Origin of the sequence: Burkholderia sp. NFPP32 (assembly GCF_900119325.1) — a bacterium.
GTDB lineage: Bacteria > Pseudomonadota > Gammaproteobacteria > Burkholderiales > Burkholderiaceae > Burkholderia > Burkholderia pyrrocinia_C.
Window position 1 is genome coordinate 325,624 of sequence record NZ_FPJP01000001.1, and the last position, 21,513, is coordinate 347,136.

22 protein-coding genes are annotated in these 21,513 nt (G+C 67.2%); 6 read left to right on the forward strand and 16 right to left on the reverse strand.

Translation table 11 applies throughout. From position 1 onward, the window contains the following. Positions 1–6 precede the first annotated feature (6 nt). The 12 genes from BT264_RS01400 to BT264_RS01455 all read right to left on the reverse strand — a co-directional run bounded on the left by BT264_RS01400 (position 7) and on the right by BT264_RS01455 (position 9,659). Positions 7–1,059 (reverse strand): MucB/RseB C-terminal domain-containing protein, encoded by a 1,053-nt coding sequence (locus BT264_RS01400; protein WP_072435999.1) that lies wholly within the window; start codon positions 1,057–1,059, stop codon positions 7–9. Positions 1,060–1,064: 5 nt separating this feature from the next. Further along, the gene (locus BT264_RS01405) at positions 1,065–1,682 is read right to left on the reverse strand and encodes a sigma-E factor negative regulatory protein (RefSeq protein ID WP_072436000.1); all 618 of its coding nucleotides are present in this window, start codon (positions 1,680–1,682) and stop codon (positions 1,065–1,067) included. Positions 1,683–1,768: 86 nt separating this feature from the next. Then, positions 1,769–2,368: an RNA polymerase sigma factor RpoE gene (rpoE, locus tag BT264_RS01410; RefSeq protein ID WP_034183098.1), complete on the reverse strand. Its 600-nt coding sequence runs from the start codon at positions 2,366–2,368 to the stop codon at positions 1,769–1,771. Between the two features lie 91 nt (positions 2,369–2,459). Then, a complete protein-coding gene (locus tag BT264_RS01415; protein ID WP_072436001.1) occupies positions 2,460–2,924 on the reverse strand; it encodes a hypothetical protein in 465 nt (154 codons plus the stop codon). Between the two features lie 12 nt (positions 2,925–2,936). Continuing rightward, complete coding sequence (gene fabF / locus BT264_RS01420; protein WP_072436002.1) at positions 2,937–4,169, reverse strand: beta-ketoacyl-ACP synthase II; 1,233 nt, start codon at positions 4,167–4,169, stop codon at positions 2,937–2,939. A gap of 164 nt (positions 4,170–4,333) precedes the next feature. Further along, positions 4,334–4,573 (reverse strand): acyl carrier protein, encoded by a 240-nt coding sequence (acpP, locus tag BT264_RS01425; protein ID WP_004197638.1) that lies wholly within the window; start codon positions 4,571–4,573, stop codon positions 4,334–4,336. 144 nt (positions 4,574–4,717) lie between these two features. Further along, positions 4,718–5,467, reverse strand: a complete 750-nt coding sequence (fabG, locus tag BT264_RS01430) for a 3-oxoacyl-ACP reductase FabG (RefSeq protein WP_072436003.1) — start codon at positions 5,465–5,467, stop codon at positions 4,718–4,720. A gap of 36 nt (positions 5,468–5,503) precedes the next feature. After that, positions 5,504–6,436: an ACP S-malonyltransferase gene (gene fabD, locus BT264_RS01435; RefSeq protein ID WP_072436004.1), complete on the reverse strand. Its 933-nt coding sequence runs from the start codon at positions 6,434–6,436 to the stop codon at positions 5,504–5,506. 83 nt (positions 6,437–6,519) lie between these two features. Further along, on the reverse strand, positions 6,520–7,509 hold the full coding sequence (locus BT264_RS01440; protein ID WP_072436005.1) for a beta-ketoacyl-ACP synthase III: 990 nt from the start codon (positions 7,507–7,509) through the stop codon (positions 6,520–6,522). Continuing rightward, positions 7,510–8,616 (reverse strand): phosphate acyltransferase PlsX, encoded by a 1,107-nt coding sequence (plsX, locus tag BT264_RS01445; protein WP_034183092.1) that lies wholly within the window; start codon positions 8,614–8,616, stop codon positions 7,510–7,512. It abuts the gene before it with no gap. 129 nt (positions 8,617–8,745) lie between these two features. After that, on the reverse strand, positions 8,746–8,925 hold the full coding sequence (rpmF, locus tag BT264_RS01450; RefSeq protein ID WP_006759765.1) for a 50S ribosomal protein L32: 180 nt from the start codon (positions 8,923–8,925) through the stop codon (positions 8,746–8,748). Between the two features lie 98 nt (positions 8,926–9,023). After that, on the reverse strand, positions 9,024–9,659 hold the full coding sequence (locus tag BT264_RS01455; RefSeq protein WP_072436006.1) for a DUF177 domain-containing protein: 636 nt from the start codon (positions 9,657–9,659) through the stop codon (positions 9,024–9,026). Positions 9,660–9,869: 210 nt separating this feature from the next. Here BT264_RS01455 and BT264_RS01460 point away from each other — a divergent pair, with 210 nt between their 5' ends. Next, complete coding sequence (locus BT264_RS01460; protein WP_072436007.1) at positions 9,870–10,502, forward strand: Maf-like protein; 633 nt, start codon at positions 9,870–9,872, stop codon at positions 10,500–10,502. Further along, positions 10,499–11,221 carry an SAM-dependent methyltransferase gene (locus BT264_RS01465; protein ID WP_034183089.1) on the forward strand — a complete coding sequence of 241 codons (723 nt, stop codon included), beginning with the start codon at positions 10,499–10,501 and terminating at the stop codon, positions 11,219–11,221. Before BT264_RS01460 ends, BT264_RS01465 begins: the two co-directional genes overlap by 4 nt. Before the next feature lie 44 nt (positions 11,222–11,265). Here BT264_RS01465 and BT264_RS01470 read toward each other — a convergent pair whose 3' ends face one another. Genes BT264_RS01470 through BT264_RS01485 form a run of 4 tightly spaced genes read right to left on the reverse strand, consistent with a single transcriptional unit; the run spans position 11,266 to position 14,338 of the window. Beyond that, positions 11,266–12,258, reverse strand: coding sequence for a S49 family peptidase (locus tag BT264_RS01470; protein ID WP_072436008.1), 993 nt, complete (start codon positions 12,256–12,258; stop codon positions 11,266–11,268). A gap of 12 nt (positions 12,259–12,270) precedes the next feature. Further along, positions 12,271–12,672 (reverse strand): Rieske (2Fe-2S) protein, encoded by a 402-nt coding sequence (locus tag BT264_RS01475; RefSeq protein ID WP_072436009.1) that lies wholly within the window; start codon positions 12,670–12,672, stop codon positions 12,271–12,273. Then, on the reverse strand, positions 12,669–13,328 hold the full coding sequence (locus tag BT264_RS01480; RefSeq protein WP_072436010.1) for an HAD-IA family hydrolase: 660 nt from the start codon (positions 13,326–13,328) through the stop codon (positions 12,669–12,671). Before BT264_RS01480 ends, BT264_RS01475 begins: the two co-directional genes overlap by 4 nt. Before the next feature lie 5 nt (positions 13,329–13,333). Beyond that, entirely contained in the window at positions 13,334–14,338 is a 1,005-nt protein-coding gene (locus tag BT264_RS01485) for an RluA family pseudouridine synthase (RefSeq protein ID WP_072436011.1), read from the reverse strand. A 724-nt stretch (positions 14,339–15,062) separates the two neighbouring features. Here BT264_RS01485 and BT264_RS01490 point away from each other — a divergent pair. The 4 genes from BT264_RS01490 (at position 15,063) to glp (ending at position 21,505) form a co-directional block, all read left to right on the forward strand. Continuing rightward, positions 15,063–18,203 (forward strand): Rne/Rng family ribonuclease, encoded by a 3,141-nt coding sequence (locus BT264_RS01490; RefSeq protein WP_072436012.1) that lies wholly within the window; start codon positions 15,063–15,065, stop codon positions 18,201–18,203. A 132-nt stretch (positions 18,204–18,335) separates the two neighbouring features. After that, positions 18,336–19,448, forward strand: a complete 1,113-nt coding sequence (moaA, locus tag BT264_RS01495) for a GTP 3',8-cyclase MoaA (protein WP_072436013.1) — start codon at positions 18,336–18,338, stop codon at positions 19,446–19,448. 28 nt (positions 19,449–19,476) lie between these two features. Continuing rightward, positions 19,477–20,094 carry a molybdenum cofactor guanylyltransferase MobA gene (gene mobA / locus BT264_RS01500; RefSeq protein WP_072436014.1) on the forward strand — a complete coding sequence of 206 codons (618 nt, stop codon included), beginning with the start codon at positions 19,477–19,479 and terminating at the stop codon, positions 20,092–20,094. Positions 20,095–20,206: 112 nt separating this feature from the next. Continuing rightward, complete coding sequence (glp, locus tag BT264_RS01505; RefSeq protein WP_072436015.1) at positions 20,207–21,505, forward strand: molybdopterin molybdotransferase MoeA; 1,299 nt, start codon at positions 20,207–20,209, stop codon at positions 21,503–21,505. Positions 21,506–21,513: the final 8 nt, after the last annotated feature.

The following is a 21,513-nucleotide window of genomic DNA, read 5'->3' on the forward strand; positions in this document are numbered from 1 at the left end:
GTAGCGTTACTTGGAAGCCTTGTATTCTATGGCAGACGCGAACTGCTGCAACGTAGCCGGCGGCACTTCGCCGAGCACGGTGATCCAGTAGTCGCCGCGACGCTTCACGAGAACGTGCGTCGCACCGGTGCTGCCCGCGCCTTCCTTGCGCGTGTTCTTCTCGGCCGGTTCGATGAAAACGGAGATCGTCGCGAGACCGTCGGTGAAGACGGCCTGATCGACCGGAATCGGCGGATCGCCCGCATCGCGCGCAGCCATCGGCCGGCGCACTTCGCGGATCTTCTTGAAACCGGCGACGCTCGGCGCAAGCTGCCAGCCCTGCGCTTCCATGTCGACCGTCGCGACCGGCGGGCGCACGACGGTCCAGCCGCTCAGGTTGCGCATGCCGGCCGCGATCGCGGCCTTGTCGCCGCTCGCACCGCCCGTCTGCAATTGCGAGAACGCAATCTGTTCGAGCACGTGATCGTTCGCATCCAGCGTCTGCGAACGCAGCAGCAGCCCCGTGCGAGCGTCGGCCCAAAGCTTGTACGTGAAGCGGTAGGCATCCTTCGGTACGAGCTCGACGACCTGCGCGTCGATCCCGGCCACGCGGTCCTTGCCGAGCAACTTCGCATCGTAGACGGACATCACGTGTTCGCCGCTCGCGCCGAGCAGCGCGGGGAACGAATCGCGCGTCTGACGGCGCTCGACCACGCACAGCTTGCGCTCCGGCACGAACGTGTACAGCTCGTCGTTATGCCGCAGCAGCTTGCGCGGCTTGCCGTCGAGCGTCTCGATCCGCTCGAACTCGCCGTCGCGGGACGCGACGTGCGCGATGCGCGACGACTGGACATACCCGCCGCGCTGGTAGACGAACGTGCCCTCGTAGCTCTGCTGCTGCGCCGCCTGCTGGACGCGGTCGAGCCAGTCGGCGGCACCCTTGCGGGTCGCGACGGGATCGTCCGGTTGCTGGGCGCTGGCAGGAAGGGATTGAACGGACAACAGGGCGGCTGCACAAAGCAGGAGGGCCGGCAGCCGCTTCCATCCGGAGATGGCGTGATTCAACTGCAATGTCCGCATCGGGTTTATTGGCCTGGCGTGGTGGTCACGGCAGCGCGGATCAGCGGCATCGAACCCGTGACGACGGGCTGCTGCGCGAATTGCTGGTGCGCTTCAAGGTATTGGTCGAGACTGGCGTCGCGAATGATGTTGACGTCCTGCAGCCCCGGCTGGGCCGACGCCTGCGCGACCGTCACGCGCTGCAGGTTGCCGCTTTGCGGCGCACCGACCGACGCGACCTGGACGGCGCCCGGCGTGCCGGCCGTCTGCAGTTGCGGAACGACGATCCACGTCAGCGTGGCCGCCGCGGCGGCCACCGCGAACGCGGGCACGACACGCCGGCGCAGCGACAGCAGCCTGCGCGCGACCGGCGCGGCCGCCGGCGCGAGCAGGTGCGGCTCGCTCTCGAGCGCGGCCGACATGCGCGCGGTGAACGCGACGCTCAGCGCGGGCGACAACGCGAGTTCGTCCGAGCGCAGCGCATCGCCGATCAGGTGGTAATGGGCCCACGCAGCGCGATCCGCGCGGTCGAGCTCAGCCAGAAACTGCCCGTGATCCGGGCCATCGAACATTTCGCCGTCGACCAGCGCGGAAAGGCGCTCGCCGCGTGAGCACGCCTGCGACTGCGTATTGACCGACCCCATGATGCTCCCCATCTTGCACACCCCGTCGTGACTTCACGACTCTATCCGTTACTAGACCCCGACCCGCGTCGTTCCGCCCATCGCGCTTACCAGCGCTTGCCTTCGGGCGTATCGAGCAGCGGACGCAATTTGGCAGCGATTGCCTCGCGAGCACGGAAAATCCGCGACCGGACCGTCCCGATCGGACAGCCCATCATTTCCGCGATCTCTTCGTAGCTCAGGCCCTCGATCTCGCGCAGCGTAATCGCCTGGCGCAATTCTTCGGGCAACGCGGCCATTGCAGCGTTGACCGTCTCGGCAATCTGCTTGCTCATCAACATCGACTCAGGCGTGTTGATATCCCTTAGTTGGTCTGCGTCGGAGAAAGTTTCCGCTTCCTCCGCATCGGCCTCGGTCGAGGTCGGTGCGCGGCGACCTTGCGTCGCAAGGTAGTTCTTCGCCGTATTGACGGCAATCCGGTATAACCACGTGTAGAACGCAGATTCGCCGCGAAATTGCGGCAACGCACGGTACGCCTTGATGAACGCGTCCTGGGCTACATCCTCGACCTCGGCGGGATCCCGCACGAGGCGCGAGATCAGCCGAATGATCTTGCGGTGGTATTTGGAGACCAGGAGTTCGAACGCTGCCTTGTCGCCCTTCTGTACGCGCTCGACCAGAACCTGATCAATTTCTTTTTCACTCACCTGACAAATCCATTAACTAGGGATGCAACGTGGAGCGCTATTGTAGCGTTCCCGCACCGGCCGCTGGTTACGGTCGGTAACCGCGCCGCCGTCATGCCCGCCCCGCCGCGCCCGCGGTTCTCGCCAGCACGGACAGCGCGCTGAACGACGCGGCGTCGAGCGCATCGGCCGGAATCAGCAGCGGCCGGGCCCGCCGGGTGCCCTGCCCGACCGACAGCACGAGCAGCAGGCTGCTCCAGTGCGCATGGCCCGTCACACGGCCGCGGGCCAGCAGCCGCCCGGTGCGGCCAAACGCCGCAACTTCCCCGAATGCGTCGATCCGCAACTCGGCCGGTAGCCGGCGGGCGCAGGCCCGCGCGGCGCACACGGCCAGCAGCGCGGCCGTCGCGGCCGACACGCATGCGCCGGCGGCAGCGCCCGCGCGCGGCGTCCAGAACAGGTATGCCGACGCGGCAGCCGACGCGACGAACGCGGCCAGCACGACATACGACACGGCCGAGGCCCGCAACGCAAAGCGCTGCGGACGCCCGGCCGGAGCATCGAATGGACTCGTCAAGCGATTTCAGCGTCAGACGCGCTTGAACACCAGCGTGCCGTTGGTACCGCCGAAGCCGAAATTGTTCTTCACGGCCACGTCGATCTTCATGTCACGCGCGGTGTTCGCACAGTAATCGAGATCGCATTCGGGGTCCTGGTTGAAGATGTTGATGGTCGGCGGCGACACGTTGTTGTGCAGCGCCAGCACCGTGAACACCGACTCGAGGCCGCCCGCGCCGCCCAGCAGGTGGCCTGTCATCGACTTCGTCGAGTTCACGACGAGCTTGTACGCATGCTCGCCGAAGGCCGCCTTCACCGCGTCGGACTCGTTCTTGTCGCCCAGCTGGGTCGACGTGCCGTGCGCGTTCAGGTACTGGACCTCGTCCGGGTTCACGCCGGCGTCGCGCAGCGCCGCGACCATGCAGCGGCGCGGACCGTCCATGTTCGGCGCGGTCATGTGGTACGCGTCGCCCGTCATGCCGAAGCCCGCGACTTCCGCGTAGATCTTCGCGCCACGCGCCTTCGCCGACTCGTACTCTTCCAGCACCATCACGCCTGCGCCCTCGCCCAGCACGAAGCCGTCGCGATCCTTGTCCCACGGACGGGACGCGGTCGCCGGATCATCGTTGCGGGTCGACAGCGCTCGCGCGGCCGCGAAGCCGCCGATGCCGAGCGGCGACACCGTCGATTCGGCGCCGCCCGCGACCATCACGTCCGCGTCGCCGGCCTGGATCAGGCGCGCGGCGAGACCGATGCTATGCAGGCCGGTCGTGCAGGCCGTCACGGTCGCGAGGTTCGGGCCCTTCAGGCCGAACATGATGCTCAGGTGGCCCGAGATCATGTTGATGATCGAACCCGGCACGAAGAACGGCGAAATCCGGCGCGGGCCGCGATCGACGTAGGTCTGGTGCGTATCTTCGATCATCGGCAGGCCGCCGATGCCGGAACCGACCAGCACGCCGATGCGTTCCGCATTGGCGTCGGTCACTTCCAGACCACTGTCCTTGAGCGCCTGCACGCCGGCGGCGATGCCGTAATGGATGAAGGTATCCATGCTGCGGGCTTCCTTCGCCGGGATGTACTCCTCGGCGCTGAAACCCTTCACCTCGCCCGCGAAATGCACGGCGAGGTTCGACGGATCGAACTTCGTGACGGTGGCGATACCGGACTTGCCGGCGACGAGATTGGCCCAACCGTCGGCAACATTATTGCCAACAGGCGAAATCAGCCCCAGGCCTGTAACAACAACACGACGGCGGCTCACGGTAACCTCTTTTCCATTATTGGATGACAAAAACAAAAGCCACAGTGGCCACAGGAACCAGCCCTGCGAGCCCTGTGGCTGTTAGTCCGTCCGGCGCGAAGCCGGCAGGATGGCGCGTCAATCGCGAAGATCGCGGCGACGTGGCGAACAAGCGCGAAAGGCGCTTACGCCTTGACGTTTGCGCGAGCGTAGTCGATCGCTTGCTGAACGGTCGTGATCTTCTCTGCTTCTTCGTCCGGGATTTCCATGCCGAACTCGTCTTCGAGAGCCATCACCAGTTCGACCGTGTCGAGCGAGTCGGCGCCCAGATCGTTCACGAACGAAGCTTCGTTCTTGATCTCGGCTTCCGCGACGCCCAGTTGTTCAGCGACGATCTTCTTGACACGTTGTTCGATGTTGTCCATTACCCCTCCGAGGGAAAGTTCAGATTTACAAGTGCGCGCATTTTATCAGGTTTGCTGACGCCAAAACGCGCGTTGGCTTGATGGCCGATCAAGCGCCGATCCGCCTGAAAAACGGGATACGGCGCGGATAGTAAACGAAAATCGTTACGACATGTACATGCCGCCGTTCACGTGCAGCGTCGTGCCGGTGATGTAACCGGCCTGCGGCGATGCGAGGAACGCGACGGCATGGGCGATGTCCTCCGGGCTGCCGAGGCGGCCGAGCGGAATCTGGGTCTTGAGCGCGGCCTGCTGTTCTTCCGGCAGCGTCTTCGTCATGTCGGTGTCGATGAAGCCCGGCGCGACGCAGTTCACGGTGATGCCGCGGCTGCCGATTTCGCGTGCGAGCGCACGCGTCATGCCCGCGACGCCGGCCTTCGCGGCAGCATAGTTGACCTGCCCCGGGTTGCCGGCCGAACCGACCACCGACGTGATGTTGATGATACGGCCGCCGCGCGCCTTCATCATCGGGCGCAGCACCGCGCGCGACAGGCGGAACACCGACTTCAGGTTGGTGTCGATCACCGCGTCCCAGTCCTCGTCCTTCATCCGCATCGCGAGCTGGTCCTGCGTGATGCCCGCGTTGTTGACGAGCACGTTCAGCGCGCCGAATTCCTTCACGGTCGCGTCGATCAGCGTCTCGGCGGCCGCCGCGTCGTTGACGTTCAGTACCGCGCCGCGGCCCGTGACGCCCGCTTCCGCGAACGCCGCGGTGATCGCGGCAGCGCCCGATTCGCTCGTTGCGGTGCCGATCACCGTCGCGCCCAGGCGCGCGAGTTCGAGCGCGATCGAACGGCCGATGCCGCGCGACGCGCCGGTCACGATCGCAACCTGTTTATCGAGAGTCTTTTCCATGAATCGAATATCCGTCTCTTGAGAAAAGGCGCCGCGTCAGGCGGTCACCAGCTTGAGCGCTTCGTCGAGCGACGCCGGATCGAACACCGACGCCCCCGTCAGGTTGCCGTCGATGCGCTTCGTCAGGCCGGCGAGCACCTTGCCCGGACCGCATTCGATCACGTGCGTGACGCCCGTGCCGGCGATGTGCCGCACGCACTCGACCCAGCGCACCGGGCCTGCCGCCTGACGCACCAGCGCGTCCTTGATCGCGGCCGGATCGCTGACCACGGCGACGTCGATATTGTTCACGACCGGAATCTGCGGCGCCTTCACGTCGACATTCGCGAGATAGTCGCGCAACTGGTCCGATGCCGGCTTGAGCAGCGACGAATGGAACGGTGCCGACACAGGCAGCGGCAGTGCGCGCTTCGCGCCCTTCGCCTTCGCGATCTCGCACGCCTTCTCGACGGCAGCCTTGTTGCCCGCGATCACGACCTGCGCGGGCGCATTGAAGTTCACCGCTTCGACGACGCCCGCTTCCGCGGCTTCGGCGCACACCGCGCGCACCGTGTCGTCGTCGAGGCCCAGGATCGCGGCCATGCCGCCCTGACCGACCGGCACGGCCGCCTGCATCGCCTGCGCGCGGAAGCGCACGAGCGGCACCGCGTCCTTGAAGGCGAGCGCGCCCGCCGCGACGAGCGCCGTGTATTCACCGAGGCTGTGACCGGCGACGATCGACGGCGCCGGGCCGCCTGCCTGCTGCCACGCGCGGTAGCACACGTAAGCGGCGGTCAGCATCACGGGCTGCGTGTTGGTGGTCAGATTCAGCTCTTCGGCCGGGCCTTCGGAGATCAGCTTGCCGAGGTCCTGATTGAGTGCGTCAGACGCCTCCTGGAGCGTCTCGCGCACGACAGCCAGATCGGCGAATGCGTTGAGCATGCCGACTGCCTGCGAGCCCTGCCCCGGAAAAACGAATGCAAATTTCATATCGTCCCCAATTGAATCGATTCGGACGGCGCGCACGAACGGCGCGCCGATGAGATCCGCGCGCAGCAGTCGCGCGCCGCGGATCAGAAGCGGAAGACCGACGCGCCCCAGGTAAAGCCGCCACCGACACCTTCGATCAGCACGTGCTGGCCACGCTGGATGCGGCCGTCGCGCACCGCGGTGTCGAACGCCAGCGGGATCGACGCGGCCGACGTGTTGCCGTGCTGGTCGACCGTCACGACCATGCGTTCCTGCGGCAGGCCGAGCTTGCGGCAGGTGCTGGTCATGATGCGGATGTTGGCCTGGTGCGGAATCAGCCAGTCGATTTGTTCAGGCGCGAGATTCGCCTTTGCAAGCGCCTCGATCGCAACCTTCTCGAGTACGTTGACCGCGAGCTTGAACACGGCCTGCCCGTCCATGTACAGGAACGCGCTGCCCTCGATCACGCCACGATTCACGTTGCCCGGCGTGCAGAGGATATGCGAATAGCTGCCGTCAGCGTGCAGCGCGCTGCCGAGCACGCCCGGCTCTTCCGACGCGGACAGGATCACCGCGCCCGCGCCGTCGCCGAACAGCACGCAGGTCGTGCGGTCCTTGAAGTCGAGGATGCGCGAGAACGTCTCGGCGCCGACGATCAACGCCGTGCGGTGCTGGCCGCTGCGGATGAAGCTGTCGGCCGTCGCCATCGCATACGCAAAGCCTGAACACACGGCCTGCACGTCGAATGCCGCGCCGCCGTTCTTGATGCCGAGCTTGTTCTGCAGCAGGCACGCGGTGCTCGGGAACACGAAATCGGGGGTCGAAGTCGCGACGATGATCAGGTCGATCGACTGCGGATCGATACCGGCCATTTCGATCGCACGACGCGACGCCTCGAGCGCGAGATCGCTCGTCGTGACGTCCGGCGCGGCGAAATGGCGCGCACGGATACCCGTGCGCGCAACGATCCATTCATCGCTCGTCTCGATGCCTTCCTTCGCGAGACGATCGGTCAACTGCTGGTTCGTGACGCGGTCGGGCGGCAGGTAGCTGCCCGTGCCGAGCACGCGGGAATAGAGAGTCGATTGGGCCATTTATGCTTTAGAGGATTGCGCAGCGGAAGGTTCGGCGTGAGGGCCTGCGGCCGGGCTTGCATGGCCCGCGCCGCCCGCGTCGTGCTCGCCGTCGCCGAGCGACGCCGAATTGTCCGCCATCGCGCGCGCGAGGCGCTCCAGCACGCCGTTTTTGACCGCATCATACCCGCGTTTAATCGCCCACTCAAACGCGTAGGCATCGGCCGAACCGTGGCTCTTGATCACGAGGCTCTTCAGCCCCAGCAGCGCCGCGCCGTTGTACTGGCGGTGGTCGACGCGCTTCTTGAAACGCATCAGGACAGGCAGCGCGAGCAGCGCCATCAACCTCGACATCAGCGAACGGCCGAACTCCTCGCGGATGATGTTGGACAGCATCTGCGCGAGCCCCTCGGACGTCTTCAGCGCGACGTTGCCGACGAAGCCGTCGCACACGATCACGTCGACGGTGCCCTTGTAGATGTCGTTGCCCTCCACGTTGCCGCGGAAATTCAGCGTGCTGGCGCGCAGCAGCTCGCCTGCGCGCTTGATCGTGTCGTTGCCCTTGATGACCTCTTCACCGATGTTCAGCAGGCCGATCGTCGGCCGCTCCTTGCCTTCGAGCGCGGCCACCAGTGCGTGCCCCATCTCCGCGAACTGCAGCAGGTGCTGCGGCTCGCAGTCGACGTTCGCGCCGAGGTCCAGCATCATCGTGTAGCCGGTCGGGTTCGGCAGCGCGGACGCGATCGCGGGCCGCTCGATGCCGGGCAGCGTCTTGAGTACGTAACGGGAAACGGCCATCAGCGCGCCGGTATTGCCGGCGGAGATGCAGGCCTGCGCCGCGCCTTCCTTGACGTGGTTGAGCGCGACGCGCATCGAAGAATCCTTCTTCTTGCGCAGCGCCACTTCGACAGGGTCGTCCATCGCCACGACTTCGGTGGCGGGCACGATGGTCAGCGCGGGATCGTCGAGAGCTTTCAGCTTCTTGAGCTGAGCGCGGATCGCGCTTTCGATGCCGACGAGCATCAGGTGCGCATCGGGATGCGCGCGGACGAACTTGACTGCCGCGGGAACGGTCACGGACGGGCCGTGGTCGCCTCCCATGCAATCGATTGTGAGCTTTACGGTCATGGAATGCGACGAATTTCAGGCACAAAAAAGCGGCAGTTGAATGCCGCCTTTTTGTTGCGCCAGGAAAGTGTCAAGCGAACCAGTTGTCACGCGAACGGCGAACGTAGCGCGCAACGCGTGACTTGACGCTTAGTCGTTCTTCGTCTTGACGACTTTCTTGCCGCGATAGTAGCCGTTCGGGCTGACGTGGTGACGCAGGTGCACTTCACCCGTGCTCGGCTCGACTGCCAGCGGCGTTGCCGTCAGGAAATCGTGCGAACGATGCATGCCGCGCTTCGACGGCGACTTCTTGTTTTGCTGGACTGCCATGACTAACTCCTAAATAATTTTCCGGATTCTAACACAGCCCGATCCGGCGCTTAACTACCCTGGCCCAAAGCCCTTACGCCTTCCCGCGCCACAACTGCTTAGTGTTTCTTGGTGCCGTCACCGTCCTTCTTCAGCGCTTGCAGCGCTGCGAACGGATTCGGCCGTTTGCCTTCGTCCGCGGCTTCGTCGGGCTCTTCGCCCGCCTCTTCCTCAGGACCGCTCGCACCCGACACGAGGCTTTCGTGAACTGCCGGGCAAACCTCGTGCTTGGGCACGAGCGGCAACGAAAGCAGCAACTCCTCTTCGATCAAGTCGACGAGATCGAACTGGCGTGAGCCCACGATCACATCGGCTTCATCGTCGTCGAGCGGAAATTCTTCAGCTTCTTCTTCGGTCGCGACGACGCGGTACACCATGTCGACGCCGAACGTCTGGTCGTACGGGGTCATGCAGCGCTGGCACGTGAGCCACGCCTGGCCATGCACCGCGAGGCGCAGATACGGCTGCTGCCCATCGGCGCCGTCGTCCTGCAACTCCTTCTGCGTGAACCCTTCCGCCTGCCACGTGAAGACCGTGTCGCGATCTGGCGCGTCCGCCGGCACTTCGTTTAACATGCGCGGCAGTTGCGAGAGGCGCACCGCCCCTGCTGCCTGTCGCCCGCTGCGGGCGAACTCGAACAGGTCGACCGCGTGCGGATCAAGCGGCGCCGCAGGTTTGCCAGAAGAAGTGTTCATGTGCGCTCCTGCCTACAGGCTGACTTGCGGGATCCGGCTTGGCGCCGCTCACTCACGTACGGGTACGTACTTTACTTCCGAAGACCCGGCAGGCGCCACCACGGAAGCCTGCCGACGAAAAGCGGGCAAGCATACCTGTTTTACCTTTTGCGGTCAATCACTTAAGCTTGCGTCCGCACAACACCCGACGACTCACCGATCCAACCGACCATGCCGGATACCGTTTGCCGCCCGCCGCGGCTGATTCTTGCCTCCAGTTCCCGCTACCGCCGCACGCTCCTCGAGCGCCTCGGCGTGCCGTTCGACGTCGTGTCGCCCGACCTCGACGAAACCCCGCTCGACGACGAAACTCCGGCCTCGACCGCCCTGCGCCTCGCAGGCGCGAAAGCGCGCGCCGTCGCCGCGACGATCGACGCGCCGGACGGCGTGCTCGTGATCGGGTCGGATCAGGTCGCGACCTTCGACGGGCTCCAGATCGGCAAGCCCGGCACGCACCAGCGCGCGCTCGCGCAGCTCGTGTCGATGCAAGGCCGCGAAGTCGAATTCCACAGCGCACTCTGCCTGTACGACAGCCGCACGGGCGAGGCGCAGGTCGAGGACATCATCACGCGCGTGCGCTTCCGCTCGCTGCCCGAGGCCGAACTCGACGCGTACCTGCGCGCGGAAACGCCGTACGACGTCGCCGGCAGCGCGAAATCCGAAGGGCTCGGCATCGCGCTGCTCGACGCGATCGACTCGGACGACCCGACCGCGCTCGTCGGCCTGCCGCTGATCGCGCTCACGCGGATGCTGCGTGCCGTCGAATATCCGCTGTTTGCAACCATCCGTGGAGACCGCGCATGACGGCCGGCACGCTTTATCTCGTCCCGAACACGCTTGGCGAGGGCGACGAATCGATGCTCGCCGCCGTGCTGCCCGCGGCCGTGCAGGCACGCGCCGGCACGCTCGGCTATTACATCGGCGAGAACGCGAAAACGACGCGCGTCTTTCTGAAGAAGATCGGCACGACGCGTCCGATCCAGGAAATCGAGATCCGCGAGCTGAACGTCAATACGCCGGCCGGCGAAATCGACCGCCTGCTCGCGCCCGTGCTGGCCGGCGCGGACGCCGGCCTCGTGTCCGAGGCCGGCTGCCCGGCCGTCGCCGATCCCGGCGCATTGCTGGTACGCCGCGCGCACGAGCGCGGCGTGAAGGTCGTGCCGCTCGTCGGACCGAGTTCGATCCTGCTCGCGCTGATGGCGTCGGGCCTGAACGGCCAGAGCTTCGCGTTCAACGGCTACCTGCCGGTCGACGCGGCCGCGCGCGCGAAACGCCTGCGCGAACTCGAGCAGCTGTCGCGCAAGGCGCGCCAGACGCAGATCTTCATCGAGACGCCGTACCGGAATCACGCGATGCTCGACACGCTGATTGCGACCTGCGCGCCGTCGACGCAGATCTGCGTCGCGGCCGACCTGACCCTCGCGACCGAGACGATCGCGAGCCGCACCGTGGCGGACTGGAAAAAGGCGCCTGCGCCGAATCTGCACAAGCGTCCTGCGATCTTCCTGCTGCTCGCGAACTGAAGCCGCGGCCGGCCAGCGGGCCATCATGGCCCGCCGGACGCCGGTCAGCGCAGGCTGAACGACGCGCCGCCGGCCGTCAAAGCCTTCATCGCGGCGCCGCCGACGGCGGCGCCGAACTTGCGTGCGACGCGGTTCGTCAGACTTTCCTTCACCGTATAGTCGACGAGATCGGGCGCCTTCAGCACGTCGCGCGCGACCGTGTCGGTCGTGCCGTAGCCGTCGGCAAGCCCGAGTTCGACGCTCTTCTCGCCGGTCCAGAACAGGCCGGAGAACATGTCGGGCGTCTCATGCAGACGCTTGCCGCGGCCCTCCTTCACGGCCTTGATGAACTGCGCGTGCACCTGGTCGAGCAGCGCTTGCGCATGCGCGTCCATCTTCGGCGTCTCCGGCGAGAACGGATCGTAGAAACCCTTGTTTTCGCCCGACGTGTGCAGGCGCCGATCGACACCGAGCTTGCCCATCAGCCCGGTGAAGCCGAAACCGTCCATCAGCACGCCGATCGACCCGACGATGCTCGCCTTGTCGACGAAGATCTTGTCGGCCGCGGCCGCGATGTAATAGCCGCCCGATGCGCACATGTCGGTCACGACGACGTACAGCGGCTTGTCCGGATGCTTCGCACGCAGCCGCCGGATCTCGTCGTAGACCATGCCGGCCTGCACGGGGCTGCCGCCCGGGCTGTTGATCCGCAGCACGACGCCGACCGTGCCGTCGTCGTCGAACGCGGAGCCGAGCGCCGTATTGATGTCTTCGGCATTCGCATTGACGCCGGCCGCGATCTCGCCGTCGATCGTCACGAGCGCCGTATGCCGCCCGCTCGACGATAATTTCGAATCGCTCGAGAAATCGATCAGCGCGAACGCGAGCAGCACGAACACGCCCAGGAACGCGAAGCGGAAGAAAATCTTCCAGCGCCGCGCCGCGCGCTGTTCCTTCACGGCCGCGAGCGCGATCCGCTCGAGCGCCGCGCGCTCCCAGTTCGGTTCGCGGCTGTCGGGACGGGAGGAGGAATCGGGGGAATTCGGTTGGTCGGCCATGCAGTGTTGTCGTCAGTCGGTCGTGGCGGGAGCGGCAGGACGCAGGTCGGCGTCGGGCACCCAGAATACCGCACGCCCGTCGGGCGTGTCGCGTTCGTCGACCTCGACCGGCCGCAGGCGGGCGCCGCGGCACGGGCCGCCGACGCACTTGCCGGTATCCGGCGCGTAGATCGCGCCGTGCGTCGCGCACATCAGGTACAGGCCCGACGACTCGAAGAACTGCCCTTCGGACCAGTCGAGCTCCATCGGCACATGTGCGCAGCGATTCAGGTAACCGTATGCGCGACCGTCGTAGCGCACGAAGAACACGACGGCCTGCTCGCCGCGCAGCGTCGCGTCGACGCGCACGCCGGCGCCGCCGTCGGCCAGCGCGTCCGATGCGCACACGCGCACGGCGTCCGGCGCCGCGCTCATGCGTGCTCCCGCAGCCACGCAGCCAGCGCGTCGACGTCCGGCGCGACGAAGCGCGGCGCGAGCGCAGCCAGCGCGTCGGCCGTGTGCGCGCCGTATGCGACACCGACGCCGGCCGCTCCGGCGCTCGCGGCCATCTGCAGGTCATGCGTCGTGTCGCCGATCATCACGGTGCGCGCGAGGTCCTGCCCCAATTCCCGGGACAACTCGTGCAGCATCGCCGGATGCGGCTTCGAGAACGTCTCGTCCGCGCAGCGCGTCGCGTCGAACAGGCTCGTCAGCTTCGACTGGTCAAGCACGCGGTTCAGCCCGACCCGCCCCTTGCCGGTTGCAACGGCGAGCAGGTAGCCCGTATCGCGCAACTCGGCGAGCAGCTCGCGCACGCCGGCGAACAGCTCGATGCGCTGGTCGTCGAGCAGATAGTGATAACGGTAGCGCTCGGCCAGCCGCGGATAGTCGGACGGATCGAGGGTCGGAGCGGTAACCTGCAGCGCATCGCGCAGGCCGAGGCCGATCACGTAGCGCGACGCCTCGTCGGATGGCGTGGGCAGGCCGAGATCGCGGCATGCGGCCTGGATGCTGTGCGCGATGTGCGCAGTCGAATCCATCAGCGTGCCGTCCCAGTCGAAGACGATCAGGTCAAATTGCTGTCGAGCCATGCGGTTCAGGCGGTATCGCGCAGTGCGCTGAGTTGGTCGAGGAAGCGCCGGCATTCGTCCGGCAGCGGCGCATCGAACTGCAGCGCCTCGCCGGTCAGCGGATGGTTGAGCCGCAGCCGGTGCGCGTGCAGGAACATCCGTTTCAACGACGGCTGCGCATTCGCGCGCGCCAGCGCCTTGTTCAGTGCGAAATCGCCATACTTGGCGTCGCCGGCGATCGGCAGGCCGAGATGCGCGAGGTGCACGCGGATCTGATGGGTCCGACCCGTTTTGAGTTCCGCCTCGACGAGCGCGTAGTCGGGCCAGCGGTCGACGAGGTTGAACACCGTATGCGACGGCAGCCCGTCGTCCTGCACGCGCACGCGGCGCTCCCCTTCCGGGGTCGAATACTTGAACAGCGGCACCTTTACCGCGCGACGGCGCCCCCAGTCGGGCTGCCATTCGCCGTGGACGCATGCGAAGTAACGTTTGTCCATCCGGTTCTCGCGGATCTGTTCGTGCAGGCCCACGAGCGCCGTGCGTTTCTTCGCGAGCATCAGGATCCCGGACGTCTCGCGGTCGAGCCGGTGCACGAGTTCGAGGAATTTCGCGCGCGGGTGCGCCTGGCGCATCTGCTCGATCACGCCGAACGCGACGCCGCTGCCGCCGTGCACGGCGACCCCGGCCGGCTTGTCGATGACGAGCATCGCGTCATCCTCGTACAGCACGTCGAAATTCGCGGGCGGCACGATGGGCGTGTCGGCACGCGCGAGGTCCGCCGCCGCCACGCGCACGGGCGGCACGCGGACGACGTCGCCGAGCGCGAGACGGTACTGTGCATCGATCCGGCCCTTGTTCACGCGCACTTCGCCGCTGCGGAGGATCCGGTAAATATGGCTTTTCGGCACGCCTTTACAGACGCGCAACAGGAAGTTGTCGATCCGCTGACCGGCCGAGTTTTCATCGATCTCGATCATCGATACCTGGCCGCTTGCGACCGAATTCTGGGATATTTTGCCTAACTCATTCATACTGAATATAATTTTGCCCAGCCTGACGTTGAGGGTGGCCTGACCGGCCGGCCCCGACCGAGTCGGGCAAGGTGCAAGCGGAAACCATTATTTTACTTGCGCCGGGGGTCCGCTGCTCGCCCCTAATCAAAGAGATGCAGCAAGTTGCACGCACGGCGCCGCCCGTCGGCAAGGATCGCGCCCACAGGCGGATTCGGTCGGCAAGGCGCCGCGGTAACGGAAAGTTGGTTGAAAAGAATTTGATCGGCAGCCCGACGGCGCGAAGTGCGTCCGCAGGCTGCCGGTTGCGAAAATTACGGCGTTGCGCCCGATTTGGCCCCGCGAAGCGTGCGGGGCTTGGCGACGTCAAACCAGGGAAGTACACCCCAAGCGGGAAAGTCGGGCTGGATTCGATACTCCCCGCTGCGGCCCAAGCCGCAGCATCTGCCGCCAGCCGGCGCGCGCGACCCATTGCGCGCGCCCGTGGCAATGCCCGGACTCAGGCTTAGCGCGCTTTTTTGCAGCGTGCGGTGTGTGAACGCCGTGCTTTGAAGCCGTATTCGCAGGTGCCCTACGGCCGCCGGCCCCGTCTTTCGGGCCCAAGCGCCTCTTCAGGCAATTCTCCCCGCCATCGTTCCCGCTCCAGCGTGCTCGTGACAACACAACAAGGTGCGGCCTGCCGTCGTTCCCGCCCTCGCGACTGACAACCGCGAGGCGTCGGCTGCGGAGCCGCCTGGAGTCGTTCATGAAACGCATGCTGTTCAATGCGACGCAGCAGGAGGAGCTGCGCGTCGCCATCGTCGATGGGCAAAAGCTCATCGACATCGACATCGAGACAGCCGGGCGCGAACAGCGCAAAGGCAATATCTACAAAGGTGTCGTCACCCGCATCGAGCCGTCGCTCGAAGCGTGCTTCGTCAACTACGGCGAAGATCGCCACGGCTTCCTGCCGTTCAAGGAAGTCGCCCGCCAGTACTTCAAGGAAGGCATCGACATGCGCTCCGCGCGCATCCAGGATGCCCTGCGCGAAGGCCAGGAGCTGATCGTCCAGGTCGAGAAGGAAGAGCGTGGCAACAAGGGCGCCGCCCTCACGACCTTCATCTCGCTCGCCGGCCGCTACCTGGTGCTGATGCCGAACAATCCGCGCGGCGGCGGTGTATCGCGCCGGATCGAGGGCGACGAGCGCCAGGAACTGCGCGAAACGATGTCGCAACTGCAGATTCCGGACGGCATGAGCATGATCGCCCGCACCGCGGGCATCGGCCGCAGCGCCGAGGAACTGCAGTGGGACCTGAACTACCTGCTGCAACTGTGGCGCGCGATCGAAGCGGCGTCGCAAAGCGGCAACTCCGGCCAGCCGATGCTGATCTACCTGGAATCGAGCCTCGTGATCCGCGCGATCCGGGACTATTTCCAGCCCGATATCGGCGAAATCCTGATCGACACGACCGAGATCCACGATCAGGCCCGTGCGTTCATGGACATCGTGATGCCGGACAACGTGTCGAAGGTGAAGCGCTACCACGACGACGTGCCGCTGTTCTCCCGCTTCCAGATCGAGCACCAGATCGAAACGGCCTACTCGCGCACGGTGCCGCTGCCGTCCGGCGGCGCGATCGTGATCGACCACACCGAAGCGCTCGTCGCGATCGACGTGAACTCGGCGCGCGCGACCAAGGGCGCGGACATCGAGGAAACGGCGACCCGCACGAACCTCGAAGCGGCCGACGAAGTCGCCCGCCAGCTCCGCCTGCGCGACCTCGGCGGCCTGATCGTGATCGATTTCATCGACATGGAATCGGCGAAGAGCCAGCGCGAAGTCGAGCAGCGCCTGAAAGACGCGCTCAAGCATGACCGTGCACGCGTGCAGATGGGCAAGATTTCCCGCTTCGGCCTGATGGAGCTGTCGCGCCAGCGCCTGCGTCCGGCCCTGTCGGAAGGCAGCCACGTGACCTGCCCGCGCTGTAACGGCACCGGCCACATCCGCGATACCGAATCGTCCGCGCTGCAGGTCCTGCGGATCATTCAGGAAGAAGCGATGAAGGAAAACACCGCGGCGATCCACTGCCAGGTGCCGGTCGAGGTGACCGCCTTCCTGCTCAACGAAAAGCGTCAGGAAATCAACAAGATCGAGTCGCGCTTCAAGGTCGGCATCGTGCTGATCCCGAACAAGCACCTCGATACGCCGCACTACAAGCTCGAGCGCCTGCGCCACGACGACGCGCGCCTCGACGATCCGCGCGCGTCCTGGAAGATGGCCGAGGAAGCTGCCCGCGAACTCGAGTCGGAAACCGGCTACAGCAAGCGCACGGCAGAAGTGAAGCCGAAGCAGGAAGCCGCGGTCAAGGGCATCACGCCCGAGCGCCCGGCCCCGAGCCCGGCGCCGCAGCGCCCGGTCGAGCCCGTTCCGGCCCCCGCACCTGTCGCCGCGGCAAGCGGCGGTTTCATCGGCTGGCTGAAGGGCCTGTTCGGCATGTCGCCGGCTCCGGCGCCCGCACCGGTTGCTCCGGCACCGGCGAAGGAACCGGCGGCCCGCCCGGCTCGCGAGCGTACCGAGAAGACCGAGCAGCGCGGCGGCGATCGCAACCGCAACCGTCGCGGCGGCGCCCAGCAGGCGCAAGGCGGGCGCGACCAGGCAGCAGCAGGCCGTGGTCAGCCGCAACGCCTGGAGCGCGAAGGCAAGGAAGCGCGCGAACCGCGTGAAGGCCGTGAGCCGCGCGAGGGTCGCGAGCCGCGTGAAGGTCGCGAAATCCGTGAAGGTCGTGAGGGCCGCGAAGGTCGCGAGGGCCGTGGCCAGCGCGAAGGTCGCGAACCGCGCGAGCCGCGCGAAAGCCGTGAGCCGCGTGAGCCGCGTGAACCGCGCGAGCGTGCCGAGCAGCCGGAAGGCGTCGACGCAGCAGGTCGTGGCGAGCGCCAGGAACGCGGCGAGCGTCGCGAGCGCGGCGAACGCCGCAAGCCGACCCAGCATGCGGCCACGCTCGAGACCGTCACCCGTGGCGAAAACCATCCGGAAGCGGAAACCGACAAGGCCGTTGCAGAAGCCCTGCCCGGTGCCGAGCTGGCAGCCGATGCGGAAGCCGGCGCGCGTGACGGCGAGGAACGTCGTCGCCGCCGTCGCGGCCGCCGCGGCGGTCGTCGCGAGCGCGACGAAGACGGCGCAGTCGTCGACCAGGCCGAGCAAGGCCCGAATGGCGAAGCCTCAGCGCAAACCGTGACGCCGGAAGCACCGGCCGCTGCCGAACCGGCCCACACGGCCGCACCGGCAGTCGTCGCGGCCGTGGCAGGCGCCGTCGTCGTCGAAGCAGCGGTCGAGCAGCATGCTGCGCCGGCCGCTGTCGAAGCTCAGCCGGCACCGGCATACGTCGAAGCGGCTCCGGCCGCTCCGGTCGAGCCCGCGGTCGCCGTCGAGGCAGCGGCAGAACCGGCACCGGTCGCACCGGCCGTCGACATGGAAGCCGGTCCGGCTCCGGTCGCGGTTTCGCCGACCGATGCGTTCGAAGTGCCGGCAGTACCGGCAGCAGCGCCGGCCGCTGTCGAGGCGCCGCAGTCCGCGCCCGTCGAGCAAGCCGCACCGGCCGTGACGACCGAAGCCGCTCCGGCGGCTGTCGAGCCGGCGCATGTCGAAGCGGCACCGGTCGAGGCCGTTGCAGCACCGGCACCGGCTCCTGCCCCCGCGCAACCGGCAGCCTCGCCCGCTTCGGCGAGCCTGGATGTCGTGCTGGAGCAGGCCGGTCTCGTCTGGGTGAACACGGACGCCGACAAGTTCGCCGCTGCGCAGGAAGCCGCATCGCGCCTCCCGCGTCCGGCCCGCGTGCCGCGCGAACGCAAGGCGCTGCCGCCGGTCGATACGGCCCCGATGCAGCAGGTCGAAACGACGCACCACTGACCGGCACATCGCCCGACCAGGAAAAGCCCGCCTCCGGCGGGCTTTTTCACATCCATGCTGCGGGTTTCCGCCCACCGGACCCGGGCGGCCGCTTGCGGCTAAAATACAAGTCTGGCTCGCACTTCTTTCAACATGTCCCGACGCATCATTCCTCTCGCCGACGTCAGCGGGATGCCGGACGTCTCCGGCGTCGCGCATGCCCCCGACGGCACGCTGGCCGACACGTTCGCCAGGCCGCTGCGCGACCTGCGCATCTCGGTGACGGACCGCTGCAATTTCCGCTGCGTGTACTGCATGCCGCGCGCGGTCTTCGACAAGGACTACCCGTTCCTGCCGCACAGCGCGCTGCTCACGCACGAGGAAATCGAACGCGTGGCGCGACTCTTTGTCGCACACGGCGTCGAGAAGATCCGCATCACGGGCGGCGAGCCGCTGCTGCGCAAGAATCTCGAATTCCTGATCGAGCGCCTCGCGCGCCTGACAACGCATGACGGCCGCCCGCTCGACCTGACGCTGACGACCAACGGCTCGCTGCTCGCGCGCAAGGCGCGCGCGCTGAAGGACGCCGGGCTCACACGCGTGACGGTCAGCCTCGACGCGCTCGACGATACGCTGTTCAAGCGCATGAACGACGCCGAGTTCGCGAGCGCCGACGTGCTCGACGGCATCTTCGCGGCCCAGGCCGCCGGCCTCGCGCCGGTCAAGGTCAACATGGTCGTGAAGCGCGGTACCAACGACGGCGAGATCCTGCCGATGGCCAAGCGTTTCCGCGGCACCGGCGTGATCCTGCGCTTCATCGAATACATGGACGTCGGCACCTCGAACGGCTGGAACATGACCGAGGTGCTGCCGTCGGCGGACGTCGTTGCGCGGATCGCCGAACATTTCCCGCTCGTGCCGCTCGACGCGCACACGGCGGCCGAAACCGCGCAACGCTGGGGTTATGCGGACGGCAGCGGCGAGATCGGCGTGATCTCGAGCGTCACGCAGGCCTTCTGCGGCGACTGTACGCGCGCGCGGCTGTCGACCGAAGGCAAGCTGTACCTGTGCCTGTTCGCGTCGACGGGCCACGACCTGCGCGCGCTCGTGCGCGGCGGCGCAAGCGACGCCGAGATCGCGACCGCGATCGCCCGCATCTGGCAGGCGCGCACCGACCGCTATTCGCAACTGCGCGGCAGCGCGTCGGCCGAACCCGCGCCCGACGGCGCCGGCAAGCGCGTCGAAATGTCGTATATCGGCGGCTGACGCACGCCGCCCTTTCCGCCTTCGCACGATGCCCGTTTCCGCCTCTCCCTCGATCGCCGGCCTGCTGCTCGCAGGCGGGCGCGCCACGCGCATGGACGGCGTCGACAAGGGCCTGCAACTGCTCGACGGTACGCCGCTCGCGCTGCACGTGCTGCGCCGGCTCTCGCCGCAGGTCGACGAGACGCTGATCAGCGCGAATCGCCACGCCGATCGTTATGCGGAGCTCGGTGCGCCGTTCGATGCACGCGTCGTCGCGGACGAAACACCCGATTTCCCCGGCCCGCTCGCGGGTCTGCTCGCCGGCATGCGGGCCGCGCGCGCGCCGCTCGTCGCGTGTTCGCCGTGCGATACGCCGTTTCTGCCCGCCGACCTGGTCGCGCGGCTGCATGCCGCGCTCGACGCGCAGCAGGCCGACATCGCGATTGCGGTCACTGTCGATGCGCAGCAGGCGCGCTCGCCACAGCCGACGTTCGCGCTGCTGCGCACGGCGCTGGCCGACGATCTCGCCTCGCGGCTTGCCGCCGGCGACCGCAAGGTGCGTGCGTGGTACGCACGCCACAAGACGGTCGAAGTCGAGTTTCGCGACGAGCGTGCGTTTTACAATGCCAACTCCTGGCAGGAACTTGCCGCGTTGGCCCGTCGCTGACGGCGCCCGCGCCGTTCCCGCCCGGCGTCCACCGCACGCGAAACCCGCGCCCAGGCACCCTCCTCGCGCCACCGGCCACGAACCCGATACGCCTCGCGGCGCAGTCCGACTGATGATCACGCAATCCTCGCCCGCCTCCCGAACCGCACCCGATTCCGATGCCCCGCTGTCGCTTGCCGACGCGCAGGCGCTCGCGTGCCGCTTCGCGGTGCCTGTGGATGCGTGCGACACGGTGACGCTGCGCGACGCGCTCGACCGCGTGCTTGCGGCCGACGTGAACGCACCGTTCGACATTCCCGCGTACGACAACTCGGCAATGGACGGTTATGCGTTCGACGGCAGCGCCGGTGCGCACGCGGCGCCGCAGGGGGACGTCGCGCTGACGGTCGCCGGCACCGCGTTCGCGGGCCATCCGTTCGACGGCGCCGTGGCGGCCGGGTCATGCGTGCGCATCATGACGGGCGCGCCGATGCCGGCCGGATGCGATACGGTGATTCCGCAGGAACGCGTGCGTGTCGACGGCGACACGATCCGCTTCGCCGCGCACGACGTCGCGCACGGCGCGAACTGCCGCAAGGCCGGCGAGGATCTCGCGCGCGGCGCCTGCGCGCTCGCCGCGGGCCGCCTCCTGCGGCCGTCCGATCTTGGCCTGCTCGCGTCATTCGGCTTCACCGACGTCACGGTGCGCCGGCGCGTGCGCGTCGCCGTGTTCTCGACCGGCGACGAACTGCGCGAGCCCGGCGAACCGCTCGGTCGCGGCGCGCTGTATGACAGCAACCGCGGGATGCTGATCGCGATGCTCGAAAGGCTGCACGTCGACGCGATCGATCTCGGGATTGTCCGCGACGACCCGGCCGCGCTCGAAGCCGCGTTGCGCGACGCCGTCGCCGCGCAGGCCGATGCGGTGATCACGTCGGGCGGCGTATCGGTCGGTGAAGCCGACTTCACGCGCGACGTGATGGCACGGCTCGGCGACGTCACGTTCGCGAGCCTCGCGCTGCGGCCCGGCCGGCCGCTCGCGTGCGGCACGCTCGCACGTGCGCCCGATGGCGCCGGTCACGCGCTGTTCTTCGGGCTGCCCGGCAATCCGGTCGCGTCCGCCGTGACGTTCCACGCGATCGTGCGCCCCGCGCTGCTCACGCTGGCCGGCGCGCAGACGCCGCCGCCGGCGATGTACACGGCGCTCAGCACGCATGCGCTGAAGACGCGTGCGGGCCGCACCGAATACCTGCGCGGCATCGCGACGCGCGCCGCCGACGGCCGCTGGCACGTCGCGCCGGCCGGTTCGCAGAGTTCCGCGTCGCTGAGCGGCCTCGCGGCCGCCAACTGTTTCATCGTCCTGGGCCACGATACCGCGGCAGTCGACGCGGGCACTCCGGTCGACATCCTGCCGCTCGACGGCCTGATCTGAATTTCACT